Origin of the sequence: Brevibacterium sp. LE-L (assembly GCF_050214925.1) — a bacterium.
Lineage (GTDB): Bacteria > Actinomycetota > Actinomycetes > Actinomycetales > Brevibacteriaceae > Brevibacterium.
Genome location: NZ_CP189759.1, coordinates 952,093 through 976,623, shown reverse-complemented (window position 1 = coordinate 976,623; position 24,531 = coordinate 952,093). Strand labels below are relative to the sequence as shown.

The window sequence follows — 24,531 nt, the reverse complement described above, 5'->3', positions numbered from 1 at the left end:
CGATTCAGCAAAAACTACCATCATCGGCGCCCGTGTCCCGAACAGCCGCGGTCGGGGTTGAGGGTCTTGGCCGCGATGTCGATGCGGTTGAGCCCCGGCCCGGCCTGATCACCGCCGGTGGCCCCCGTGTCATGCACGATCTGTCCGCCGACGATCGTGAGGTCAGCCCTCTGCTCGAGCAGAGCAGAGGGTTCGAGCCCGTAGAGATCGGCCGACCAGGCGACGAGGTCGGCATCAGCGCCGGGGCGGACGACGCCGAGGCGATCCTCGGCATGCCAGGCCCAGGACCCCTCGCGCGTGTAGCCGAACAGAGCCTGGTCGAGAGTGATGATCTCATCGGGCGTCCTCGAACGGGTCCCATCGAGTCCCGCCCGGGTCAGCGCCGAGTAGATGCCGACGAGCGGATCCATCTCCCCGACCTGCCAGTCGCTCGACAGCGCCACATGCGCTCCGCTGTCCATGAGCGATTTCACGCGCCACGCGCGGTCCCAGCGCTGCTCGCCGACATTGTCCATCCAGGTGCCTTCGATGAGGTCCGGAGAGGCATGACGAGGCTGCATCGCGGCCGTGATGCCGAGATCGGCGAACCGCGGCAGATCAGCCGGGTCGAGGCATTCGACGTGGACGATCCCGTGGCGCCGGTCGCGGGAGCCGTTGGTCGCCTGTGCCGCAGCGATGGCGTCCAAGGCGAGCCGGACTCCCCCGTCGCCGGTCGCATGGGTGTGGGTCTGGAAGCCGAGGCGGTCGAGTTCGGTGACGATGCGGCTGAGTTCGCCGATCGGGGCCGAGGGGTGCCCGCGCAGTCCGGGCCGGTTGGCATAGTCTTCGAGCATCCAGGCCGTGTGCGGTTCGATGACGTCGTCGGCGTAGAGCTTGATCGGCCCGAAGCGCAGGCGGTCACTGCGCGGAGCCTCGTCGACAGCGGTGCGCAGCTCCTTCCGGAATTCGGGGGCGGAGTCGACGGGGTGGAAGAGGGCGGCGACGACGCGGGAGGAGAGCCGGCCTTCGTTCAGTGCGCGTTCGAACAGGCCGATCTCGGCCACGGGAACCTGCGGCTCGATGACCGTGGTGATGCCCGAGCGGGTGGCCATGTCGAGGCTGCCGAGGATCTTCTTGTATCGGCGCCCGGGCGAGTACATGGGGATGTCGCGTTGGAGTGCGGCCAGGCCCGCGCTCGTCATCGCCGAGGTGTAGAAGTCAGTGACCCAGCCGGTGGCACGCCCCGAGGAATCCCGTTCGGCCCGTCCCCAGGCGATGCCCGCACCGTCGTGGATGCCCAGGAGGGTCAGGGCGGCGTCGTTGAGCCACACGGAGTGCTGGTCGTAGGTGGTGACGAAGATGGGCCGGTCGGTCAGCCCGGCGAGATCATCGGCATTGGGGCGGCGGTCGTCGACGATCGAGTAGACGGCGTTCTCCGCGCAGACCCAGTCGAGGTCGGGGCGTTCGGCAGCGAGGCGGCTGATGCGCGAACGCACCTCAGAAAGCGTCTCCGCGCCCTCGAGGCTGACTGCGTCTGGGTCGAAGCCGAGCAGCAGGTGATTGTGGCTGTCGATGATGCCCGGGGTGAGGAGATTGCCGCCGAGGCGGCGGGTCTCACGGGCGTTGGGAGCGTCCGCGGCATCGCCGACGTAGGCGATGCGTCCGCCGGCGATACCGACTGCTTCGGCCCAGGGACGGTTCGGATCGAAGGTGCGCACTCGGGCATCGGTGAGCAGCAGATCAAGCATGGGGGTCGTCCTCCTGACCGGCCGAGTTCCTGAGGACCCGGAAGCTGTCGACGCCCGAGTCCACGGCTCCGCGGACGAAGCCGGCCGGGGAGGCGGCGACGGCTTTGAGGAAGTCGACCACCTCGGTGGTGATCTCCTCGCCGGGCATGACGTTGGGTACCCCTGGCGGATAGGCGGCCAGCGAGTCCGCGGAGATCCGGCCCACGGCCTCGGCTGCGGGCACGAGCTCAGTGGCGGCGAAGTACCCCTCCCGCGGGCGCACGCGCATCCGTCCAGGAGCGGGCAGCTCCGGGAAGTCCATCTGCGCGTTTCCTTTCGCGGCTTCGGCCCGACCCTCAGGCGATGCAATGACTTGGACAAGGGTGGCGAAGACGGCGTCGACGTCGGGCGTCTTGCCGGCGCCGATGACGGCGACGAGCGTGGTGTCGGTCGACATCTCGAAGTACATATCGTGCTCGGTCATCAGCCTGTTGCGGACCCAATGGGCGCTGATGCCGGTGCCGGAGAGGTCGATGGGTACACGGAGGAGATCGGTCTCGGCGATGTCGGGGAAGTCGCCGAAGCCCTCGCCGACGTCGGCGAGGCGCTCATCGGTCTCGATCAGCTCGCGGAAGCGGATCGCCGTGTCGATCGACCGGCCGATCCTGTCTTCACCCGTGGCCAGGGCGCGCCGAGCGACGTCGAGCGAGCCCATGAGCAGCGCCGAGGAGGAGGTCGAGGCCGTCATCGTCAGCGCGCGGGCGATGAGAGGTTCGAGCACCTCGGCGAAGGGTCCTTCGCCGAGGTGGAGCATCGCCGATTGAGTGAGCGACCCGGCGAGCTTGTGGGTGCTTGAGACGACGAGGTCGGCGCCGAGGCGGGCCGGGGATTCGGGCAGGCTCGGGTGGAATCCGAAGTGCGGGCCCCAGGCGCCGTCGACGATGAGCGGCGCCCCGTGAGCGTGGGCGACCTCGGACAAACCGTGGACATCGGCGACAGAGCCGAAGTAGCTCGGGGAGACGATGTAGGCCGCCGAGGCGGGACGGCCTTCACACTCGGCCAGACTCATGGCAGCGTCAAGGGAGGCAGCAGAGACACCGTGGGCGATCCCATTGGAGGAGTCGACGGAGGGCAGGACATAGCTGGAGTGGAGGCCGGCGAGCACGACGCCGTCGCTGAAACTCGAATGCGCACTGCGCTGGGCGATGACGTTCTCGCCGAGGCCGGCGATGGCGAGCGCGACGGTGCGGTTGGCCTGGGAGGCGCCGTTGGTGAGGAACCAGGTGCGGCGGGCTCCCCAGGCATCGGCGGCCAGTGCCAGCGAGTCGGCAAAGGGAGAGTCGTCCTCGAGGTCGATGCCCTCGAGCAGCATGGGCACGTCGAGGCTCACGGCCTTCTCGCCGATGAAGTCGGTCAGCAGGTCGCTGGTGCCGGCGTCGGTGCCGCCGTGACCGGGCACCATGAGTTTGATCGAATCGCGTGAGGCCAGCGCTCTCAGGGCATCCGAGTACGGAGCCTGATCCTGGTCGAGACGGTAGCGGTGATCCCCGAGGCGGTGCTGCGGGCGTGAGGTATCCGTGAGCGATTCCAACATAGGGCTATCGTCACGCATCAGATCCGTGGGAGGAATCCCCCAGATCTCTGGCTCGCTCCATATACCGTATGGAGCCAAGAGCTCGAACCGCGTAGTATCGGGGCATGCTCGATCTTCGTCAGATGAAGGCCCTGACCGCGGTGGCTCAGAAGGGCTCGGTCGCCCGCGCGGCCAAGCAGCTGGGCTGGAGTCAGCCTTCGGTCGACTACCATCTGCGCAACCTCGACCGACTCTGCGGCACCCCTTTGGTCGAGCGCTCGACGCAGGGATCGACGCTGACGACGGCCGGGGAGATCATGCTCGACAGGGCACAGCGGATCCTCACCCTGTCGCAACGGGCCCTGCACGATGTCCGCGCACATGCGCAGAGCGGTCTGACGCGGGTGAAGTTCGGCACCTTCCCCACGGCCGCCTCGGCTCTGCTGCCCTCGATCGCCAAGAAGTCGAAGCTCGCCGGTCTGCACATCGACAGCACACTCGAGGAGATCTACCAGCTCGTCGCCCATGTCAATCAGCACGAGTACGATGCTGTGCTGCTCTATTCGGTACCCGGCTATGATCTGCCCTTCACCGAGACGGTGAGGACGACCGAGGTGTTCCGCGAGCCGATGCGGCTGGCGCTGCCGGTCTCGCATCCTCTGGCGGGTCGGGAATCGATCGACGTAGAGACCCTGGTCGGACTGCAGGATGAGAACTGGCTGCTCGGCGCGACCCGGGACGATCCGATCGACACCGTCGTCGTCGACGCTTTCAAGGCCGCCGGCCATCAGCTGGAGGTCGAGTTCCGCACCGACGACTACTCGGTGATGCTCGGCATGATCGCCGCAGAGATGGTCGTCGGCCTCGTCCCACTGCTCGCCTCGATGGGCCCCCATCCGGGAGTGGCCCTGCTGCCGATCGAAGACCCTGCTTTCTCCCGCTCGCTCCTGCTGGCCACTCCGCAGAGTCCGGCCGGCTCCGAGCTCGCGGCGAACACCCGCCGGCTCTCGAGCATCATCACCGAGTGCCTGAGCCTGCTCAGCTAGGGAGCCGGGGCGCGTTCGGCGATCCTGCCACAGTATCCACCGCAGCAGAGTACTATGTTTTTCATACTAAATATAGTATGTTTTCCGTACTATATAGTTCGCCAGCTGAGCTGCCAGGAGGTTCAGATGCACATCAGCGTATTCGGCGCAGCCGGCCCAACAGGCCTCTGGGTATGCAGAGAAGCCAGGAAAGCCGGCCACACAGTCACCGCCGTCAGCCGGCGCACCGACCCGCTCCCGCTGCCTGACGACCCCAGCCTGAATACCGTTTGCGCCGATGCCGTCACCGGCACAGGTGTGGCTGAAGCGGTCGCGGGCTCTGACGCCGTCATCTCCTCACTCGGGTCTGCCTACAGCCGCCGACCGATCAGCGTCTATTCCGAAGGAACCCGACACATCGTCGACGCCATGCGGAGCAGCGGGCGCAGCAGCCGGCTCATCGTTGTCAGTGCCGGACTGACGTATCCGCCTCCGCCCATGAACTGGTTCGCAGATCATCTGGTCTTCCCTCTTCTACGCGGAGTCATCGGGAGAACTCTCTACGCCGACATGCGGGCGATGGAGGAGTATCTCCAGACGGTCCGCGACATCGATTGGACCGTGGTCCGACCCGGAAGACTGATCAACGATGATGCCGTCTCCGACTTTCGTCTCGAGCCCGGCAACCCCACACGCGGATTCACCTCTCGACCCGATCTGGCCGCCGCCATGGTCAGTCTGCTGCCCGGCAATGAATATTCGCGTTCGGTCGTTGCTCCGACAACCGACGTCAGAAGGCGGAAGCGTTGAGCGACGCGGACAGTCTCCGAGAAGCCGTTCGAATGCTGCGCATCGAGCTGCGCATCGTCAACGACAGAGTGGCGATGGCCGCCGGACTCAACCCCCGCGACCTCGATATTCTCGACATTATCGACCGGGATGGTCCGTGCACGCCCTCGTACCTGTCCGACCGGACCGGCTATCACCGCGCCACCCTGACAGGGATCCTGTCGCGGCTGGTCAAAGACGGATGGCTCATTCGCGACAGCCACCCCGAAGACGGGCGCTCGGCTCGGCTTACTCCCTCGACCCGCTTCGCTGAGCTGCGCGAACTCTATGCCCCCGTCGACGAAGCGTCGACCGACCTGATGAAGAGGCTCTCTTCCCACGACCGAAAGAGACTTGCCGAGGTGCTCCACGAGGTCGCCGCCGTCACGCGACAGGCTTCGTCCGACATCACGCCGCCGCTTCTGTAGGCTGACTGAAGAATATTCAGCCAGGACGAATGCGCACCATGAGCACACAGGACACATCACTGGCCGGAGTCTCTTTGGAGGGGTCGAGTCGGTTCGTCGCCGCCATCGGACTCACCGTCGCCGAGGTCACAGCCACCTCGGTGAGGACCACCCCCCATGGGGCGTCGTCCACGGCGGCGTCCACAACACCACCGACTTCCTCCGCCCCAGCACGGGCGGGCCGGACCTATCCCTGCGCCCGCTCCCGCAGGGCGTTCTTGCGGATCTTGCCGGTCGAGGTCGTCGGCAGCTCAGCGACGAGTTCGATGCCGGCCGGTGCCTTATAGGAGGCGATCCGGGTCTTGACGAAGGCGATGAGGTCGTCTTCGGCCACGTCGGCGTCGTCTTTGAGCACGACGTAGGCGAGCGGGCGCTGCCCCCACTTGTCATCGGGCATGCCGACGACGGCCGCCTCGGCGACGGATTCGTGGGCGACGATGGCCTGCTCGACCTCGATCGTGGAGATGTTCTCACCGCCGGAGATCACGATGTCCTTCGCACGGTCGAGGATCTGGACGTAGCCGTCTTCGTGCATGACGGCGAGGTCGCCGGTGTGGAACCAGCCGCCGCGGAACGCCTCGGCGGTGGCTTCAGGGGCGTTGAGGTAGCCCTTCATGACATTGTTTCCGCGCATGATGATCTCACCCATCGTCGTCCCGTCGCGGGGCACATCGGTGAGCACATCATCGTCGCGCAGCTCGACCACGCGCATACGGTCGGCGCTGATCATGCCGATTCCCTGGCGTGATTTCAGAGCTGCACGCTCCTGGACGGGCAGGCCGGTCCATTCGGGCTGAGGTTCGCACGAGGAGTACGGGCCGTAGGATTCGGTGAGTCCGTAGACGTGGATGACCTCGATGCCGAGCTCTTCGAGCAGCGCGATCGTCGTCGGCGACGGCGGTGCACCGGCCGTGGTGATCGACAGGGCGCCGCCGAGGTCGTGGGCTTCACCGGCTCCGGCGATCGTGTTGAGCACGACTGGGGCGCCGGCCATGCGGGTGACGTTCTCCTCGTCGATGAGCCGCCACGCCTCCGGTCCGCGCACGGCCCGGATGCACACGTGTGTGCCCGATACCGCGGTCAGTGCCCAGGTCGTGCACCAGCCGTTGCAGTGGAACATCGGCAGCGTCCACAGGTATCGGGTGAGCGGGGCGAAGTCCTGCGTGATGACCTCTCCGAGCGAGTTCAGATACGCCCCGCGGTGCGAATACATCACGCCCTTCGGCCTGCCCGTTGTGCCCGAGGTGTAGTTGACGGTGATCGTCGTGGTCTCGTCCGCGACTTCATAGGACCGCGGTGATTCCGGCGCCGAGGCGGTCCACTCGGAATACGCCTCCACGCTGAGACCCGCGGCGCTCACTTCGCCAGGGGTTCCGTCCTCGTTCGGGTGGACGACGATGGCTTCGACCGAGTCTGCCGCGCCGGCGTCGATGACCGGTCGGAGGAGTCCGGCATCGCCGAAGAGGAACTTCACCTCGCTGTGGCCGAGGATGTACTCGACCTCGGGCGGGGCCAGGCGCGTGTTGAGCATGACGAGTACACCACCGGCCAGCGGAACCGCGTAGTGGGCGATGAGCGCCTCAGCACTGTTGGGAGCGAGCACGGCCACGGTGTCACCGTCGCTGAGACCGCGACGTCGGAGACCCTCGGCGAGGTTCTGCACGGTCTCAGCCATCTGGCGATAGGTGAAGCGGCGGGGCCCGTCGACGATCGCCTCCCGGTCGGGGTGGGCTTCCAGGGAGCGCTCGAGGAAGCGCAGCGGAGTCAGGGCGGTATCCAGTCCGGACATGGTCGGTCTCCTCATCGTCGGTGATCGTGGCGGCCGTCGACATGAGCAGCTGCGACGGTGTTCGACCTCAGACTACCGAGCGACTGTGATCGCGTGCACACCACCCTCGCCGAGGCGGCCGATCGACAGGCCGATCGACAGCGTGGACGTTGTCCGTGCGTGCTCCGTCCGGTGACTGCGATGTCTCGGCTATTCGCAGCCGACTCCGTCACCGTCCCGGTCGAGGTGCGAGCCGTATCCGGGTTCCCCGCGGTGGACAGGTGCGGCACCGGCTTCGCGCGCGGCCGTGCAGTTCTCGAAGTGGGTCGACGAGTTCGACGAACCGCTCGACGACGGCCCCGAACCGGACGCCCCTGTGCCCGATGACCCCGAACTCGAGGACTTCTGCTTCGCCGGGCGGGTCTCTTCCTTCGTGGTGACATTGTCACCGTCACCGGGACCGGGCCAGTCGACATCCTCGGTGAAGGCGGGCTGGTCGTCGCATCTGCTCAGCACACGCTGCATGGCGTCCTTCTCCGCTTTGACCACCCACAGCCCGTATTTGTGTTTGACGGCGATCTGTCGGGCGACGTATTCGCAGCGGTAGCTCTTGTTCGGCGGCAGCCAGGTTGCGGCGTCGCCGTCGCCCTTCTATCGGGAAGCTCCGATATCAGATGGCTCGGAGTTCCTCACCTGTAGAGATCTCTGATGGCTTACATCGAGAATGCATGAATAGATTGCATAACCGGTTGATCTCGCGGAATCCTGGGCAGGGCGTGGGGTTCGCGGTATAAGGGGCATATGACTCCTGTCGACGCCGCCAGCGAACCAGATGAACATGGCCGAGCGTCACCTCCTGTTTTGAAGAATCCCATTTTTCGACGATTGTGGCTGGCCAATTTTGCCGGCGACATGGGCAACCAGGTCACCACCTTCGCGTTAAGCATCACCGCCGTCGTGTTCCTCAACGCTTCGGCGTTTGAAGTTGGACTCATCGCCGCGTTGTCTCGCAGTGCATATCTCTTCTTCGGCATTCCCGCCGGTGTGTGGATTGATCAATGGTCGCGCAAATGGGTGCTAGTCGGCTTTGCCTCACTGCAGACCATCGTTGTTGCCTCCGTGCCCGTGGCATTCGCATTCCATAATCTGACAGTCATTCAACTGATCATCATGGCCCCACTACTCAGTATTTCTTCGCTCTTCTTCGATGTTGCCCACACCGCAGTGTTGCCGACGTTAGTCGGCCGCGACCGCGTCTCGGAGGCAAACGCGCGCCTAAGTATTTCTGACAACACGGCAGGAATTATCGCTCCCGGTGCCGCTGGCGCACTACTTAAGATCATCTCAGCACCGTTGCTGTATGTGGTCTCTACTGTGGCGAGTCTGATCACAGCCTGCCTCGTGTCCACGATCAAAGCCACCGATCCACCGGCAACCTCACAGAAGCGGGAGAGGTTCTGGTCTTCCATGACTGCTGGGCTTCGTTACGTGGGAACGAACGTTGTGTTGCGTACTTTCATCATCACCGCGGGAACAGTCAATCTCGGTGCTGGATTGATCAACGCAATTTATCCGGTCTTCATTCTGCGCGATCTTGGCCTCACCGCCAGCCAGATGGGGTTGGCAGTGTCGATCGGGGCAGTCGGCGGCATTGCGGGGTCACTAATCGGGCTGAGACTCATGAATCTGTGGGGAGAGATCCGCACGATCGTAGTTGCGGTCTGCTGCCTCGCAATCGCTTTCGTGCTTGCACCGCTAACCCCGATCATCCCACTGCCAGCGTTCGCACTGGTTTGCATCGTGGAGTTCTTGATTGGCTTCATCATCGTCACGTACGGCATCAGCACCAGCGGTATCGTCGCGCGCGTGACCCCGAATTCCATGCTCGGCCGCGTGACCAGTGCCCAACGCTTCGTCATATACGGTTCAGTACCGCTGGGCGCGTTGGCTGGGGGAGCTCTCGCCACGTGGATCGGTAACGGAAATGCGCTGTTCTTCGCCGTGGCGTGCATCTTTCTCGGCGTCGTGTCCTTGTTCCTATCACCGTTGCGTTCTCAACGAACCTTGCCGTCCGAGTGGGAGGTACTTTGATCAGGAGATCCCAGTACGCTTTTTGGTCAACCCTCGGCTGATCACCCATGCCGAGGGCTAAACTGGCTAAGACTTAGATATCGGAAGCTGACTGATCGCGCTCGGCCGGCTTTCGGCTCACTTCGAATCGAAGTGCTCCTGGTAAATCCGTTCGGCGACGAACTGCGGTTTGGACTCAAGATGCTCATCGTCTGGATGTGCAAAATCTGACGACTCTCCTCGGTCCCGGTTGCCCAACAGAATAGAAAGATATGCGGAAACGAAGAACAACAAGTCTTGGATTCGCGGCACTGGCATGTGCGACTGCGCTACTCGCAGGATGCACTCCGCAGACAAATGGCCCGCCCATCGAAGGACCGGAGTCGACAGAGGAGCGGACGTACGCCAAACCCATTCCGGAACAACCAGCTTCAAGCACGCCTGCGAACGCTTGTGCGAACTCCGGTGACGGCTTACGACAGCCAGTGTGGACAGACAGCGGCAGCGTCAACGTCAACATTTCGCGTGTGTTCGCAGGCGACCCAGACATGGATGACGTGAGCTATGACGACAGCAAAGGCGACGGTTGGGAGAACTACTCACACGACTTCGATCCGAAACGCCTCATCATCGTCGCGCTGAAGAGCTCGAATTTGCCGCTAAAAGGAGATGACTTAACCAGCTTCACGTTCCAACGAACAGAACGCAAGAACGGATTCACCACTTGCGAGTCCCCTCTTGACACCGACGTACGTTTCATCGGTGCTCGCGATGCAGGCGACGGATTGTCTGCATCAATTTGGGAGGTCAAGTCCGATGATGATTTCTTCGACAGCGACGGCTTCGGCCGCGCCCTTCTAGACATTCGCCAGGCGCATATCGAAGGGATGGCGGACCGCTACGTGAAGCGTCCCGAACGCGTCGAGAGCGAGAGAGCCACAGCACCAAGGCGGGCTCCCGCTTTCGACGATCTGCAGTTCTATTTCAAGAACCGCTGAGTGTTCAACTGGCCTCCGGGTACCACAGCTGTCCGTTGTAGGGGTTGTGAATGAGCTGGTCGACACCCTTCGTCCCGGCCGAGTTGCCGTCGTCGTGGAACGTGGGCTCGAACTCGAAGAACTGATCGATCGCCCAGTTATCCGGCATCGGCTGTCCGAGGTTCCCCGTCCACCCGTACGACAAGTTGCCGACGTAACTCGCAGACCCCAGGCCCTACTGTTCCATCCGATTGCAGACTGCCCGCGGCCCATAGACGCCGATCGGGTTCCCGCCAAGCGCTGTGGTCTCGGCATCGAGCTCCTGGAAGTAGGGCACGATCAGATCGTCGATCGTGTCACCGAAAGCGCCGAAGTCGACAGCGAAATAGATGTTGACGTTGCCCGGGATGCCGAGAGCCTCTGCCCGCGTGTGGGCAGCCTGCGCGTCGGTTGTTCCGCGGCCTGAAATGAAGTACGCGGCATCGTTCGCAGACGTCTGCCAGATCGGCGCGATTCCGAAGCCGACCTCGCCGCTTTCAAGAAGCCGGCAACCTTTCATGCGACGTTGGATGCGGGGCTTTAGCCGCGATAGCGCCATCGGCGAGCAATAAGGACCAAGGGGATGACTGCGACAACAATCATCAAGACAGGGGCAGTCGAGAGCGCTGATACGGCAACCCCTGCCGCTATAGCTGTAAGCAAACCGTCGAGGGCCCACATGGCTCTCGTCAGCACCATCGGATCCCCCATTGGCGAAGGAACCGATGCGAGGAATTGGACCGGCATCGGACCTTTCAATGCGCTCATGAGAATGGAGGCAACTGTCAGGACTGACAAACTGACCGTGGACACCAATACCTGAAGAATCGATCCGCTAGTCAGCTGCACACCGATCAAACCACCGATCGTGGCGACGACAGCACTGACGAAGATCGGAAAGATCACATGAACACTAATGAGAAACCGATCACTGATACCGTACAGAGGCAGATCTGAGACTTGTGCGGCACCGTGTCGAAGACCATCGGCAAGAGGGCCTACGCCCATATAGCTCAACGCACCGGCGCCTAGCCCGAGAGGCGCTGCCAAGGGCCCCAGGGACGATCCGAACCCCACAAGCAAACCGGTACCAAAGACGCAAACGAGGCTGGTCAATAGTCGGATTGGACTTCTCAATGACGCGTACAAATCACTTCTGGCGATGGTGATCCAGACATGTCGCGACGGCCGCACCGCTTTCATCGTTCGTAGCAGCCGTGGAGGTTCTCGATAGATTGAGGAAGCTTGGCCAAACTCCATGATGAACACCTGCGCTTGTGCTTGCGCCAAGCGAATAGAGCGTTTGAGCAGATCGTCAAATTGCTGAGTTTCCAGCATGCGAGGTATGCAACATACTCCGACCACAACAAACGCTGCCCAAGCTATCAACGCGATGGCCGCCCCTGGGCCACTGGACAAGATCTCTGCCGGCCATGCTTGCCACGCGCCAGGGACGAACAGAACACAACCGCCCACAGCCAGCAATACAGAGGCGGCCACAGCGGAAGCTCGCGGAAAAGTTTGGCTCGTGACCCAAAGACAAAAGACGACGATGGCAGTGCAGAGCCAAGACACCACGACCAGTGCCGCGTCCAGGGCAGAGATGATGCCAGTCGTCCACATACTGGTTGCGACCAAAATGGAGGCCGCTATCAACATCCCCAACACGCACAACGCCGCGATTGATAGCGGGCGCCGATACGTTGTGAGTCGAGGAATCTCACTACCGGCAAGCGCATATGTGAGAAATGGGGGCAGGGTCGCGGGGCCCTGAAACCGGCCACCCCAAAGGGCGGCCACGCAAACAATCACGGCGACTGCGAACGCCGTTCGCTCTGCCACTGGTGAAGCGAGAACTGCACTGGCAGTCGATGAAACCAGGGATAGGAATAGAAGACGAATTATGGGTACTAGACAAATAACAGACAGTAGAATCACAGCGTAGATAATGAACCCCACGTCGCGCCGAGGTTCGGGGTGGTCGCTGTCAACCGTCCTGTTTCTCCAGATCGACATCGCCGCGGAGTACTGCGACCTCACGTCGTTACATCCAGACTGAGGACACGGTCTCCCAGGTCATCAGCCAGACGAGAGCTGTGCGTGGCCACCACAACGGTGACGCCATCGTTTCTCAGTGCCTGAAGAACATGAGACACAATACCCAAGCGCTCATCATCAAGTCGTTGCTCGGGTTCATCGACGATCAGAACGTCGAACGGTCGCGCAAGCACAAGACTCAATCCGAACAATTGGAGTTGTCCGGACGAAAGTTCATGAGGAAAGCGCAAGGATAGTTGTGATAGCCCGAGCTTGTCGAGGACGCTGGATGTGACATCGTCAGCATCTGCAGACCGCGGGAACCACGTGGTTGACACAAGTGCGACATGGTCGCGGACAGTGAGGTCCGAGGACATCGGCGGAAGGCCGATCATGGCAGCGACTGTGCGGCGAAAAGTTCGACTTCTCGTATCCGGCACGCTTCCGTTGATCAAAACCTCACCATCTGTAGGAGGCAGGGCTCCTGCGAGTAAACGAAGCAACGTTGACTTCCCAGAACCGTTGTGACCACGGATCGCCAGAGCTTCTGCCTGTGATAATGAGACTGTGGTGGGTCTCAACAGAGGTACCTCGCCCGCAAACACACTGACGTTATTGAGTTCGATCATAAAGCGACTGTTCCACCATCCTGAATGTTTCGTTGTAACAAAATATGTCCTCTGGGTTGCTAACCAACGTCCTGAAGCAAACCGTGACTATGAAGAGGTGCGAGTTGCCGGACGTGGGCTTCAATCAACGCAGTCACCTTCACGTGTTCCATCAATGAGCTCGTTTGCCATGGCGATGGCACCCGGGAGGTTGAATCCAGTCTCTTGAGAGTCCCGGTCCGTGGCCTTGATCCCGACGACGGGCGGAGCGGTAGTCACGTTTGGCCGTTCAAGTAGAATATTTCGCCAATGCTCGATGACAGAGTTGATCCCGGGTAAAGCTTCGCACAGGATGATCGGCAGATGGGTGACCTGCATCATCGTCAAAGCTGGCGAGTCGCTGCGTCCCTGTGCCAGTCGCATTACAGTGTCTAAGCTGGCGGGGAAGACAATAATGCAATCCGAGTCTCCAGTGCGTCCTTCCCTCCAGTCTTCACTCTTAGCATCGTCCCACTCGTCTTCCCATACCTGTCCGTTGCACAGACCTACGATCGCGTCTTTCGTCACGAAACGCGAGGCACTTCGAGAGATAGAAGCGTTCACCACGACGTCCTTATTGATATGCCTGAACCAGTGAATCCACCAAGGAACGAGCGCGGCTCCGATCGATCCTGTGATGTGCAGATGCACCTCAGAACCGTCGTAGACGCCATATTCTCCGACATCGGTGGTCATCCTGTCACCCCCTCAGCATTGACGGCCAGCCACTGCGAGACGAGGATCGGCTGCATACGTTCGCTTTCGGGCGCCGATGGGACATAATTCATCAGTAGATATTGAAATCGTGGTCCAACAGCGTCCTGTAATAGGCCCCGGCAGGTATCTGCGACCAGTTCATAGGGGAGACTTTTGAAGATCCAGTCGAGTCCCGCGTAATTATCGCGCATCACGGTCAACTGTTGCATCGCATCGAAGAGCGCTTTCGGGCCGCGACTTCGTGGATTGATGAGGACATTAAAAGTACTGTGATGGACGGGTGGGGTGACATCTTTCCAATTGCTGACCAGTGTTCCTTCAGTGTCGCGAGTACGCACTAAAACGTGTACGTTCTGGTTGCCGGGTTGGGTGCGAAAAACCTCCAGCCCGGCACCGTCCATCCTCCCACGTATGGACGCATATCCAGGTTGTAAGAATCTGGTGTATTTTGCAGTGTTGTAGCTGCGACATGGGCCCCAATGGCCCCAATCGCAGCGATGCCAAGGGCAGTGCTGACAATGTTAGATTCCACTGACGACTTCCCTCACGATAGTCGCGACAATCTTCGAATGAGACTGATAGCCGATGATCGACCGATGAGACGACTCTTCGACGAGTTCATAAGGTGCAGAGAGTTTATCCGCAAGACCTCGCTGCTGGTCGGCGTTTTCAGCCGAGACAACGACAACACGCGGTGGCCCACTCACACGACTCCACTGTCGATGTCTCGTGCTTCCAGCAGGCGGCCGACCGCCTTCTGCCAGGGTTGCCGTGGGGAAGGACGTTCTGACCTTTCTGTGAGCGGCGTCACCTCGCAAGCATCAGCAGTTGGGAGTTGTGCAATTCCTGCAGCGCGTCATGGCCCTTTAACTCCGGGGTGTTCTGAGCCGGTAAGCGAGGATCACTGCGTGAACACGGTCGCGCAGGTGCAACTTGGCGAAGACCCGGTTCACATGCGTTTTGACCGTAGCCGGCGAGAGGTGGAACGCCTCACAGATCTCCGAGTTCGACAGGCCGGCTGCCATCGAGTGGAACACTTCCCGTTCGCGCGGGCTGAGCTGGTCCAACGGATTGGATGAGCTGGGCTGGTCATTAGCGGCCCGAGCACGTGGAGGGGCCGGGGTGCGCGAAGTGAAGTGATCGACGAGGTACTTGGTAATCCGTGGCTCGACCACCGCCTCGCCCGCGTTGGCCGTCCGCACCGCTGCTCTGACCTGTTCGGGAGCGCTGCTCTTGAGTAGGAAGGCGCTGGCTCCGGCCTGGAGGCCGTCGAAGGCGTACTCGTCGACATCGAATGTGGTGAAGACGATGATCTTCGTGTTCGGATGAGCGGCGGTAATGATCCGGGTTGCTTCAATCCCGCCGATGCCAGGCATCCTCACGTCCATGAGGACCACGTGAGGTCGAAGCTCCCGGACTCGTCGCACAGCTTCCTCTCCCGAAGCAGCCTCACCGACGACCTTCAGGTCGTCGTCCGCTTCCAGCATAAGTGCGTTTCCCATCCGCGTGAGCTCCTGGTCGTCGACGACGAGAATCGAGATCGCGGTGGCTGAATCCGAGGATGCCGAGCTATATGGTTGTGGAGCGCTCATCGTCTGCTGTTCTCCTCGGTAATGTCGCCGATCTTCAGTGTTGCTGTGGTAGCCCAACCGCCTTCGGGACGAGGACCAGCCGTGCTGGTGCCCCCGTGCGCCGCGGCCCGTTCGGTGATACCGACGAGGCCGCGGTGGGCTCCCTGGCTCGGAACATCAGGGGCCGCGCGGCCGTTATCGTTGACGCGGATCGTCAGCTCGTCCCCGGCAACTTCGAAGTCCACATCGACTTGTGTGGCTCCCTTGGCGTAACGCAGTGCATTGGTCAACGCTTCAGTCACTATCCGGTAGACCGTGGTGGCCAGGATTGGGTCGTCGGAGACGCTCTGTCCTTTCCGGGACAGGCGTACCGGTAGACCTGCGATGCGGTAGACATCAACGAGTTCCTCAAGGTCGGGGACGTTGTGGCCCGATCGATGCAGTTCGTCGTCAAGCACCGGATCGTCTTCGCGTAGGACCTGGAGGATGCGCTGCATCTCCGTCAGTGCGGTCCTTCCGACGTCTCCGAGCTTGACCAGTGCCTGAGTCGAACGCTCAGGATGTTTCTCCCAGCCGCTGCTGGCTCCGTCTGCCAGCGCCACCATGGTCGAGAGCGAGTGGGCGACCACATCGTGCATCTCCGCGGTGATGCGTTGCCGTTCGACGACCCGCGCGGTCGCGAGGCGCTCGTTCATCAGTTCTGCCAGCGCTTCCCTTCGCTGCGCCGCACTGCGCACGGCGATGCCCAGAGCCAGCGCGACGAGTGCGAGCGGTTCGAGCAGCGTCGCCGAGTGCGCGGGGCCGTCCCGTACCAGAGCGGCGACGAATGTTCCTAGGGTGGGGAGGATGACGGCGACGGCATAGCCGGTCAGAGCCCACCCGATAGTGCGTGAGGCGGCCACGGTGTAGACCATGACCGCGGCCGGAATCGTCACCACCGTGGGGGAGGACACAGGCAGCATCGCGTCGACCGTGCTGATCACCGCGATGATGACGAGGACCCCTACCGGGAACCTGCGTCTCCACAGCAGCAGCGCGCTCGAGACGCCGGTGCACGCCAGCAACGGCCACTGAGGCCGCTGCGGAGCGATGACGAGCACGAGGATCTGCACGGCGAGGCAGGCAGCCGCGACGAGCAGGTCGATCGCACCTGGCTGGCGCTGGGCGAGGCCGAGCAGTCTGCCGCCGAGGGCACGGTCGACGTCGGCGGCGTCCATCGCCAGCTGCTCGGTGCGCGTGCTCATCGTCCTCCTCGGGCTGTCATAGTCCTTCCTTCCATTGTCCTCCGTGCGCCTGATCGTGCCATGACACCACCGACGAGGTCAGGCGTCGCGCCGCTTGAAGGTGATCGCTGCGATCGCGAAGAGGACGACCGACCACGCGAGCAGCACCAGGTATCCCGTCCAAGGCCCCAGTCCGCCGGACCCCGGCTGGGCGAACAGTTGCGATCCTGCCTGAATGGGGAAGAAGCCGGTGATCTCGACACCGTGCTCGGTGAACATCTGCGGGATCACGGGCACGATGAGCAGGAGGACGATGACGCCCAGGACGCCGGCGACCACGTTGCGGATGAGCGCACCGACAGCGATGCCGATGATGCTCAGCGTCGCCAGGTACAGCCCGGATCCGAGGATCAGGCGCAAGGCGTCTGCTGGGCTCAGGTCGTAGCTGTACCCGCCGACACCGAGGATCGCGGGGGCCAGTGCGAAGCCGATGGCCGAGCTGACGATGCCGATCGTGAAAGAGATCCCGGCGATGATGGCGGACTTGGCCACCAACACGGGCGTGCGCTGTGGCGCCGAGAGCAGCGTCGTGCCGATCTGGCCGGAGCGGTACTCGTTCGTGATCATCAGCACGGCGAGCACGGCGAGGATGATGCCCACGTAGCCGGTCTTGTCGACGATCATCTCGGGGTAGGCGTCGTAGTCGGCTTTGGGGGAGCTGCGGTCGCGGTAGACGTATGCCCAGGGCATCGCCAGGCCGTTGGCGATGAGCAACAGGAGGGTGAAGGCGGTCAGGACGTGGTTGGACGTGAGGCCGCGGAACTTGATCCATTCGGAGGCGATCGCTCCGCCGAGCCCGACCGGGCTCGGCGCGTCACGTCGTACAGATGCCGTGGTGGTCATCGCAGGGAATCCTTTCGTGATGGGCAGGCCCGGGACGGTCAGGCCGAGGCGAACTCGACGGCGTCGCGAGTGAGCTGGTTGTAGGCCTCTTCGAGGGTCTGGCGCTGCGGGGTTAGCTCGGTGACCAGCGCTCCGACCTCCTGGCCGGCACGGGCGATCTGCTCGGTGCTCAGCCCCTCGACCTCGATCACGTCCTGTTCGCACGAGGTGATCGTGACGTCCGGAGCCGCGAGGCGGGTGTTGAGCTTGCGGACATCCTTCGTGCGCACCCGCACGCGGTCGTCGTCGGGGCCGGTGAGCGCGCTGATGGGGGAGTCGGCGATGATCTCCCCGCGGCCGATGATCACGACGTGGTCGGCGATCAGGGACAGCTCGCTGAGCAGGTGCGAGGAGAGGAACACGGTGCGTCCCTCGGCGGCGAGGGAGCCCAGCAGTTCGCGCACCCAGGTCACGCCTTCGGGATCGAGGCCGTTGACCGGCTCGTCGAGGATGAGCGTGGCCGGGTCACCGAGGAGCGCCGCGGCGATGCCGAGGCGCTGGCCCATGCCCAGGGAGAACCCGCCGACCTTCTTGCCTGCCACTGAGGCCAATCCCGTCGCCTCGAGAACTTCGTCGACCCGCGACCTGGGAATCCTATGGGTCGCAGCGATGGATCGGAGGTAGTTGAGGGCGGTGCGGGATCGATGTGCTGCTCGTGCATCGAGCAGCACCCCCACCGATCCCAGCGGTGCAGGGAAATCCGAGTACGTCATGCCATCGATCCGAGCTCGTCCGGAGGTGGGGCGGTCAAGTCCGACGATCGACCGCATCGTGGTGGATTTTCCAGCACCGTTCGGCCCGAGGAAACCTGTGACCTTGCCCGACTCCACGGTGAAGGAGACGTTCTTCACCGCGAACTTTTCGCGGTATCGCTTCGTGAGTGCTTCGACTTCGATCGTCATCTCAGTTCTCCTGTTCTCTCGCTAGGGGCACCAGCTGTGCGCTGCGTCGTGTTCTCAACGCTACGGATCGTCACGGCACCGACGATGCCAACCACGGGTTGAGGTTCGAGATGTCTCACAGGGCACGCTCTGGCGCTGCCAGCACCCGGCGCAAAACTGGGAAGGTGGCGATCACCCCCAACTGGACTAGCAACATCCCCAGGACAATGCATCCGATAACGGTGAGGAGGAACAGCGGCGCTGTCACCGCCGAGACGCCGACGACCGGGATCACCAAGACGGCTGCGATGACAGCTGGAACCACTGCTGCCACGAGCAGGGGAATACGGATCGCCATCCGACGAGACCGATGCATCACAGGCTGGGACATACCGAGTCGATCGAGGCTGACGTAGAGCGCTCTGCGCTCCATCACAGCGGCAGCTTGGGTCACCCCCACCGAACAGGACACCAACAGGTAGGACACCGCCAGGGCAGCGACCACGACGGTGCGGATGTCGCCGAAGAACTGGATCTGCTCCGGGGTGACGGCATCGGAGACGTTCTGGACCATGTCGAGGAAGCCAAGCACTGAGCCTGCCGGGACCGCGATAAAGCTGGCAAGCGCGACCCCGGAGACCTGCCTCCACGCCGCCTGGGGCGACTCGAGCACCGTCCGCGCCGCAATCAGCGATGCACCATTGTCGGATCGCCGGAGCCGACGCTGAGCGGACCGACCGACCAAGAAGGGGCCGAGGATGTTCAGCACAGCCATCACCGAGACGATGACGAGTACCAGCGCGAGGGTGATGCCCACTGTGCCCCAGCTGGCTGATGTCAGCTGCAGGACCAGGACGGCCCCCGCTACGACGAGCGCGGCGATCACCAGCCGGAGCCAGTGCATCCGCGGGGCGCTCTGGCGCATGCGCACGCCGAGCGGCGAGATCATCACCTGCTTGAGGCTCGCGACCGCGCTGATGAGCGCGACCAGCACGACGCAGCTCGCAAGCACGACGACGAGCGCTGGTGGCAGGATGGCACGATCTATGCCGAGCGTGTTGCCGGCGACCGGTACCAAGGCCAGCGCCGGGGTAATGGGAAGGGCGAGGGCGGCCCCGAGGAGCGCTCCCAGCAATGCGAGCATTCCGGCTTCGACGAGAGCTACTTTTCGGACCCAGCTGGGGGTCGCGCCCAGCAGTCGGAGCGTCGCCAATCGATCTTCGCGCCGGCGAGCTGACAGTCTCGCGGCCGAGCCGCCGAGGGTACTGACCGGGACGACCATGACTGCAAGCATCGCCACCGCCAGGATCCGGTACTGACCGAATCCGCTGGGATCGGGTGCGAACCAGAACGCGTTGGCAAGAGTCGACACCGCAATTGACATTGCAGTGATCACTGCAATGGCGATGACGGGCAGAATGATTTCGGAGGCATCCGTACAAGAGGGACGAATCAACAGCCACAGTGCCGTGCGTTGCCCGGCCCTACGTGCCGAGACCCCGGTCGGTGCCTCATGGGTGCTCATCCGTCGGCCTGCCTGTCCGAGAGCTGCTCGACGATCTGCCCGTCGCGCAGCCGCACCACACGCGAGCACGCCGCAGCGACATCCTTGTCGTGGGTGACCAGGACCAGCGCGCGGCCCTGCTCGGAGGTCGAGCGCAGTAGGAGGGCCAGGACATCGGCCGCGGTTCGGGAGTCGAGAGCGCCCGTGGGCTCGTCGGCGAATACGACCTGGGCCTGCGTGGCTCGCGCCCGGGCGATGGCGACCCTCTGTGCCTGGCCGCCTGACAACTGTCCGATGCGGCGTTGTTCGAGCCCGGTCATTCCCAGCTCCTGGAGCAGTTGGCCGGCTCTGGAGTTCGCTTCGCTCTTCGTCACGCCTGTAAGCAGAAGGGGCATCATCACGTTCTCCATCGCGGTCAGCTCGGGAATGAGCATGCCCTGCTGGAAAACGAACCCGAACTCCTGTAGCCGGAGTTCTGAACGAGCTGGGTCGGAGAGCTCGTCGACCCGAACGATCTGCGATCGGCCCTGCCCGTCCAACGTGCGCAATGCGACGGTGCCGTCGTCGGGCCTGATGATGCCCGCAAGAGCGTGCAGCAACGTGGTCTTGCCGGACCCCGATGGCCCCATGATGGCGACTGATTCCCCGTCGTGGACAGAGAAAGACACCCCGTTCAGGGCGACAGCGTCGCCGTATCGCACCTGCAGGCCGGCCGCCGACAGGCGGGGCACGTGGTTTTGCTGAGAAGGTGCGACGGGGTGCTGGTCATATCGCATAGTTCGCTCGTAGCTCATGATTCGACGCTACGGATCGTTCGCAACCGTCTGATACCAACCACGGGTTGATCCTGGCAGGTCATATCTGTGTGTGCTGTCACGGGAGATACCTGTCACTGGTGCTCTTAGGCGCGGATACAGCGACGACTCCGACATAAGCTGCTCGTGCCGGCCTGCGGCCTCGATCCGTCCGTGGTCCAGGACGTAGATCCGATCTGCGCTCTGAATCGTTTGGAGTCGATGCGCGATGACCACGATCGTGCGAGCACCTGACAGCTGGACGAGGAGCTGCGAGAACTTCAGTTCGTTCTACCCGTCCAGGCTCGAGGTCGGCTCATCGAGGAGGATGATCGGGGTCTGTCGAAGCAAAGCTCGCACCAGTGCAAGGCGCTGGCGTTCGCCGCCAGAGAGGTGCGCTCCCTGTTCGCTGACATCGAGAGCCATTCCCTTGTCCGCGAATCCATTCAGGGCATCGAGACCGAGACCCGTCAGCAGTGCCGGAGCGGCCTTCTCGTCCAACCCGGGATTCCCGATCTCCACGTTCTCTCGGAAAGTCCCGTCGATGATCCCTCCGTTCTGGGGGAGATAGCTGATGTGGGCTCTCACATCCTGCCGGCTCAGTTCCTCAACCAGTCGACCTCCCACGGTGATCTCCCCGGAGCACGGGTCGTAGAAGCAAAGCAACATGGGCGTGTCTCCTTTAGAGATTGCGCGGGTAGGCGGTTATCGCCAGTCATAACCCTTGACGGGCCTGGTAGCCCATCGCAACGCCACCCACGACTCCTTGAGTAGCCTGCGTAAGACGATGATCGCGTTGGCCAAACACACCCATGCCTGCTGGACCCGATCGACTCGATCGAGGACGACCTGCAGGAGCCCGAAGCCCCGAGTATGCCAGGAATTGACGCGCTCGACCTTCCAACGACGGGTGTGGTTGATCTCGATGTAGGTGCCCTTTGGCGAGATCTTCGCCTGGCACCCGAACTCGTCGAGCAACTCACGAGTGACCTGAGAGTCGTAGCCGGAATCGAGATCAACCCGAATGGACTCGGGTAGGAAGAATCCGAACCGGGACAAACACTCCAGAGTCGGACGCAGAAGAGGAGAGTCATGCCGGTTCGCTCCCGCCAGTACCACTCCGATCGGCAGACCGTGGCCCTCGGTGAGCACGGAACGCTTCTGCCCTGATTTGGCGCGGTCTGTGGGGTTAGGTCCGGTGTTGTCGCCACCACTAGGTGCTTTGACACAGCACCCGTCAACGCTGAGGTGGGTGAGGTCGAGACCGATGGCATGGTCAAAGGACTCAAGGACGATGTGCTCGAGGCGGGAGAAGACTCCGGCGGTGATCCATTCGTCACGACGGGCTCGCAGCGTTGTGGCCGAGACCCGATCATCGGCGTGTTTGGTGTAAGCACCGCCGAGAACGAGACGGGTGATGAGCTTGTCGAAGACCACTCGGTCGGGCACTCGAGGTCGGTGACATCCGAGTGGGTGATCATCGCCGATGGTTGGTAGGAGCGTTTCGAATTGGCTCCAGAGAGGGTCGATGACTGAAGATGGAAGTGCTGGCACGGGGAAGCTGTCCTTATGTCTTCGATTGTGATGTTTGCACTTCCATCGAAGCTGACGTTTCCCCGTGTCAGTCTGTTACGACACGCCGGGTGCAGGATACGTACACTTCCCGCCTATCCGCGCAATCGCTTATTGAGGATTTCACTGCTGAGAGCCTGAATGGGTGATTACGCAACGGCGACATCGAGTATTCAGCGACAAACAGCGGGCACGGGTCGAATCTCTACTGCCGTCCAACACAGGCAAGAGAGCCCGCCCATTCGAGAACAATCGCCGTATCGTCGAGGGCATCGTCTACCGATACCGAACAGGTATCGCCTGGCGCGATCTGCCTCGGGAGCACTTTGGTGGCTCTTCGCAAACGAGAGTGTAGGTCAGTGAATTTGAAATAGGGCGAGTCGCTGCCCGGATAGACGTCGAGGTCTTCCGATGATGGAAGTTCTCACACTCGCCATCCGAAAGACCTCGACGTGGACAAGCCTATATTCTCGACCCCTGACCTCACCACATTCGCCCGCCTCGACACCCTCGACCTGACATGCATCGGCCAACACATCACCGCACACAAAGCCGTCTTGAAGTGCCGACCCACCACAGCCGATGACTGGTGCCGGCGGTGTGGCGGCCATGGTGAAGCCAGGGACACTGTTCTACGCCGGCTGGCTCACGAACCCCTCGGACACCGCCCCACGACACTCCACATCCGCCTACGCCGTTACAAATGCTGCGAGTGCGGACACGTCTGGCGCCAGGACACCACAGCCGCAGCACCAGCACGTGCCAAGATCTCCCGTGCCGGACTCGACTGGGCATTGCGCGCCCTCGTCATCGATCACGACACCGTCTCAGTCATCGCTGCGAAACTCGCTGTGTCCTGGCATACCGCGAACTCAGGGGTCCTGGCCGAAGGACACCGGTTGCTGATCAGCGATCCGACTCGCTTCGACGGTGTGTCTGTCATTGGTGTCGACGAACACGTATGGCGCCATACACGACGTGGTGACAAATACGTCACTGTCATCATCGACCTCACCCCGATCAGCCAGGGAACAGGCCCAGCACGCCTACTCGATATGGTGCCCGGACGGTCGAAACAAGTCTTCAAGCAATGGCTGGCCGTCCGACCCAAGGGCTGGCGTGAAGGCATCGAAGTCGTGGCGATGGACGGATTCTCCGGGTTCAAGACCGCAGCCGCGGAGGAACTTCCCGATGTTGTCGAAGTCACGGACCCCTTCCACGTCGTCAAGCTCGCCGGTGACGCCCTCGACGAGGCCCGACGCCGCATCCAGCAAGAAACAACTGGGCATCGGGGACGGGCGAAGGATCCGTTATATCGGGCGCGCAGGACGCTGCATACGGGCACCAGTCTGCTCACGACCAAGCAGCAAGCCAGGATCGTGCGGCTTTTCGCTGACGACAATCTCACTGAAGTCGAAGTCACCTGGAGCGTCTACCAGGACATCGTGGCTGCATGCAGAGCCGAGGACCGCAACGAGGGTAAAAGGCTTCTTCAGGAAGTCATCGATACCCTGGCGTCGGGTCTGCCACCAGGATTGCTCGAGCTGAAGCGGTTAGGACGAACGTTGAAAAGACGAGCAGCCGACGTGTTGGCGTTCTTCACCAGGCCCGGAACGTCGAACGGGCCCACCGAGGCCATCAACGGAAGGCTCGAGCATCTGCGGGGATCGGCACTCGGTTTCCGGAATCTCACTCATTACATCGCCAGGTGCTTACTCGAATCCGGTGGCTTCAGGCCGCTTCTACACTCTTATTTACGATGAGCCACTTTGGTCCCTGGCAGACAGTATGGAAACGCCACCGCCGCTACGCCGCGGATGGCACATGGGATCGAGTACAGGCCCAAATCCTGGCCGACGCCGACGCTGCTGGGAATATCGATTGGAATATCTCTGTTGATGGCACGAATAATCGTGCCCACCAGCACGCGACGAATACCCGTCGTCCTGCGCAGGACACAGGGGGCTACATCGAATTACAAGAATCTGAACGATGATACCTGCGAACCAGCTGGTCACGGGATTGGACGCTCACGTGGTGGACTGACAACGAAGATCCACCACGCTGTCGACGGACACGGCCGACCATTGGCCATCGTAGTCACTGGCGGCCAACGCCACGACGGAGTGATTCTTCCCCAAGTGCTTGAATCGCCCCGGGGATAATAGAGGCAGGGAGATTGGAAGAAGG

General features: G+C 62.4%; 24 protein-coding genes and 4 pseudogenes. 8 read left to right on the top strand and 20 right to left on the bottom strand.

Features of this window, described 5'->3' with window-relative positions; translation table 11 throughout:
- Positions 1-20 precede the first annotated feature (20 nt).
- Complete coding sequence (locus ACQE2J_RS04360; RefSeq protein ID WP_426937152.1) at positions 21-1,727, bottom strand: amidohydrolase; 1,707 nt, start codon at positions 1,725-1,727, stop codon at positions 21-23.
- On the bottom strand, positions 1,720-3,300 hold the full coding sequence (locus ACQE2J_RS04355; RefSeq protein ID WP_426937151.1) for an aminotransferase class I/II-fold pyridoxal phosphate-dependent enzyme: 1,581 nt from the start codon (positions 3,298-3,300) through the stop codon (positions 1,720-1,722). The genes ACQE2J_RS04360 and ACQE2J_RS04355 overlap by 8 nt, the downstream gene beginning before the upstream one ends.
- Positions 3,301-3,404: 104 nt before the next feature.
- Between ACQE2J_RS04355 and ACQE2J_RS04350 the strand changes: the two genes are divergently transcribed.
- The 3 genes from ACQE2J_RS04350 (at position 3,405) to ACQE2J_RS04340 (ending at position 5,560) form a co-directional block, all read left to right on the top strand.
- Positions 3,405-4,325, top strand: coding sequence for a LysR family transcriptional regulator (locus ACQE2J_RS04350; protein ID WP_426937150.1), 921 nt, complete (start codon positions 3,405-3,407; stop codon positions 4,323-4,325).
- A 126-nt stretch (positions 4,326-4,451) separates the two neighbouring features.
- Positions 4,452-5,114: an NAD(P)-dependent oxidoreductase gene (locus tag ACQE2J_RS04345; RefSeq protein WP_426937149.1), complete on the top strand. Its 663-nt coding sequence runs from the start codon at positions 4,452-4,454 to the stop codon at positions 5,112-5,114.
- Between the two features lie 32 nt (positions 5,115-5,146).
- The gene (locus ACQE2J_RS04340; protein WP_426937148.1) at positions 5,147-5,560 is read left to right on the top strand and encodes a MarR family transcriptional regulator; all 414 of its coding nucleotides are present in this window, start codon (positions 5,147-5,149) and stop codon (positions 5,558-5,560) included.
- 16 nt (positions 5,561-5,576) lie between these two features.
- Here the strand turns inward: ACQE2J_RS04340 and ACQE2J_RS04335 are convergent, their stop codons facing one another.
- From ACQE2J_RS04335 to ACQE2J_RS04320, 4 genes and pseudogenes are all read right to left on the bottom strand, one after another.
- Complete coding sequence (locus tag ACQE2J_RS04335) at positions 5,577-5,732, bottom strand: hypothetical protein (protein ID WP_426937147.1); 156 nt, start codon at positions 5,730-5,732, stop codon at positions 5,577-5,579.
- A gap of 54 nt (positions 5,733-5,786) precedes the next feature.
- Positions 5,787-7,388, bottom strand: a complete 1,602-nt coding sequence (locus tag ACQE2J_RS04330; protein ID WP_426937146.1) for an AMP-binding protein — start codon at positions 7,386-7,388, stop codon at positions 5,787-5,789.
- Positions 7,389-7,577: 189 nt separating this feature from the next.
- A pseudogene (locus ACQE2J_RS04325) lies at positions 7,578-7,685 on the bottom strand (excalibur calcium-binding domain-containing protein); the annotation flags it as partial.
- Between the two features lie 183 nt (positions 7,686-7,868).
- Positions 7,869-8,018, bottom strand: a pseudogene (locus ACQE2J_RS04320) (GmrSD restriction endonuclease domain-containing protein); the annotation flags it as partial.
- Positions 8,019-8,168: 150 nt separating this feature from the next.
- Between ACQE2J_RS04320 and ACQE2J_RS04315 the strand changes: the two are divergent.
- Positions 8,169-9,458: an MFS transporter gene (locus ACQE2J_RS04315; RefSeq protein ID WP_426937145.1), complete on the top strand. Its 1,290-nt coding sequence runs from the start codon at positions 8,169-8,171 to the stop codon at positions 9,456-9,458.
- A 536-nt stretch (positions 9,459-9,994) separates the two neighbouring features.
- Positions 9,995-10,435, top strand: a complete 441-nt coding sequence (locus ACQE2J_RS04310; protein ID WP_145998005.1) for a hypothetical protein — start codon at positions 9,995-9,997, stop codon at positions 10,433-10,435.
- 4 nt (positions 10,436-10,439) lie between these two features.
- Here the strand turns inward: ACQE2J_RS04310 and ACQE2J_RS04305 are convergent, their stop codons facing one another.
- The 14 genes from ACQE2J_RS04305 to ACQE2J_RS04240 form a co-directional block, all read right to left on the bottom strand.
- Positions 10,440-10,583, bottom strand: a complete 144-nt coding sequence (locus ACQE2J_RS04305) for a hypothetical protein (protein ID WP_170286978.1) — start codon at positions 10,581-10,583, stop codon at positions 10,440-10,442.
- Between the two features lie 66 nt (positions 10,584-10,649).
- Positions 10,650-10,973: a glycoside hydrolase domain-containing protein gene (locus tag ACQE2J_RS04300; RefSeq protein WP_101556170.1), complete on the bottom strand. Its 324-nt coding sequence runs from the start codon at positions 10,971-10,973 to the stop codon at positions 10,650-10,652.
- Positions 10,974-10,993: 20 nt separating this feature from the next.
- The gene (locus ACQE2J_RS04295; RefSeq protein WP_426937144.1) at positions 10,994-11,791 is read right to left on the bottom strand and encodes a hypothetical protein; all 798 of its coding nucleotides are present in this window, start codon (positions 11,789-11,791) and stop codon (positions 10,994-10,996) included.
- A 698-nt stretch (positions 11,792-12,489) separates the two neighbouring features.
- The gene (locus ACQE2J_RS04290) at positions 12,490-13,119 is read right to left on the bottom strand and encodes an ABC transporter ATP-binding protein (RefSeq protein ID WP_101556166.1); all 630 of its coding nucleotides are present in this window, start codon (positions 13,117-13,119) and stop codon (positions 12,490-12,492) included.
- A 120-nt stretch (positions 13,120-13,239) separates the two neighbouring features.
- Positions 13,240-13,833 (bottom strand): CypD family RiPP peptide-cysteine decarboxylase, encoded by a 594-nt coding sequence (locus tag ACQE2J_RS04285; protein ID WP_101596871.1) that lies wholly within the window; start codon positions 13,831-13,833, stop codon positions 13,240-13,242.
- Positions 13,830-14,255, bottom strand: a complete 426-nt coding sequence (locus ACQE2J_RS04280; RefSeq protein WP_205751081.1) for a hypothetical protein — start codon at positions 14,253-14,255, stop codon at positions 13,830-13,832. Before ACQE2J_RS04280 ends, ACQE2J_RS04285 begins: the two co-directional genes overlap by 4 nt.
- A gap of 465 nt (positions 14,256-14,720) precedes the next feature.
- Entirely contained in the window at positions 14,721-15,446 is a 726-nt protein-coding gene (locus ACQE2J_RS04275) for a response regulator transcription factor (RefSeq protein ID WP_101596873.1), read from the bottom strand.
- Positions 15,443-16,669: a sensor histidine kinase gene (locus tag ACQE2J_RS04270; RefSeq protein WP_426937143.1), complete on the bottom strand. Its 1,227-nt coding sequence runs from the start codon at positions 16,667-16,669 to the stop codon at positions 15,443-15,445. Before ACQE2J_RS04270 ends, ACQE2J_RS04275 begins: the two co-directional genes overlap by 4 nt.
- 78 nt (positions 16,670-16,747) lie before the next feature.
- Positions 16,748-17,551: an ABC transporter permease subunit gene (locus ACQE2J_RS04265; protein WP_193078507.1), complete on the bottom strand. Its 804-nt coding sequence runs from the start codon at positions 17,549-17,551 to the stop codon at positions 16,748-16,750.
- Positions 17,552-17,589: 38 nt separating this feature from the next.
- Positions 17,590-18,492 (bottom strand): ABC transporter ATP-binding protein, encoded by a 903-nt coding sequence (locus ACQE2J_RS04260; protein ID WP_193078508.1) that lies wholly within the window; start codon positions 18,490-18,492, stop codon positions 17,590-17,592.
- A gap of 115 nt (positions 18,493-18,607) precedes the next feature.
- The gene (locus ACQE2J_RS04255; RefSeq protein ID WP_193078509.1) at positions 18,608-19,996 is read right to left on the bottom strand and encodes an FtsX-like permease family protein; all 1,389 of its coding nucleotides are present in this window, start codon (positions 19,994-19,996) and stop codon (positions 18,608-18,610) included.
- The gene (locus tag ACQE2J_RS04250) at positions 19,993-20,751 is read right to left on the bottom strand and encodes an ABC transporter ATP-binding protein (RefSeq protein ID WP_426937491.1); all 759 of its coding nucleotides are present in this window, start codon (positions 20,749-20,751) and stop codon (positions 19,993-19,995) included. Before ACQE2J_RS04250 ends, ACQE2J_RS04255 begins: the two co-directional genes overlap by 4 nt.
- Positions 20,752-21,060: 309 nt before the next feature.
- The gene (locus tag ACQE2J_RS04245) at positions 21,061-21,438 is read right to left on the bottom strand and encodes an ATP-binding cassette domain-containing protein (protein WP_101573661.1); all 378 of its coding nucleotides are present in this window, start codon (positions 21,436-21,438) and stop codon (positions 21,061-21,063) included.
- Between the two features lie 36 nt (positions 21,439-21,474).
- Entirely contained in the window at positions 21,475-22,323 is an 849-nt protein-coding gene (locus ACQE2J_RS04240; protein ID WP_426937142.1) for an IS5 family transposase, read from the bottom strand.
- Positions 22,324-22,486: 163 nt separating this feature from the next.
- Between ACQE2J_RS04240 and ACQE2J_RS04235 the strand changes: the two are divergent.
- The 3 genes and pseudogenes from ACQE2J_RS04235 to ACQE2J_RS04225 all read left to right on the top strand — a co-directional run.
- Positions 22,487-22,672: pseudogene (locus ACQE2J_RS04235) on the top strand (transposase); the annotation flags it as partial.
- Positions 22,673-22,793: 121 nt separating this feature from the next.
- The gene (locus tag ACQE2J_RS04230; protein WP_101573657.1) at positions 22,794-24,104 is read left to right on the top strand and encodes an ISL3 family transposase; all 1,311 of its coding nucleotides are present in this window, start codon (positions 22,794-22,796) and stop codon (positions 24,102-24,104) included.
- Positions 24,105-24,109: 5 nt separating this feature from the next.
- Positions 24,110-24,500: pseudogene (locus ACQE2J_RS04225) on the top strand (transposase); the annotation flags it as partial.
- Between the last annotated feature and the right edge of the window lie 31 nt (positions 24,501-24,531).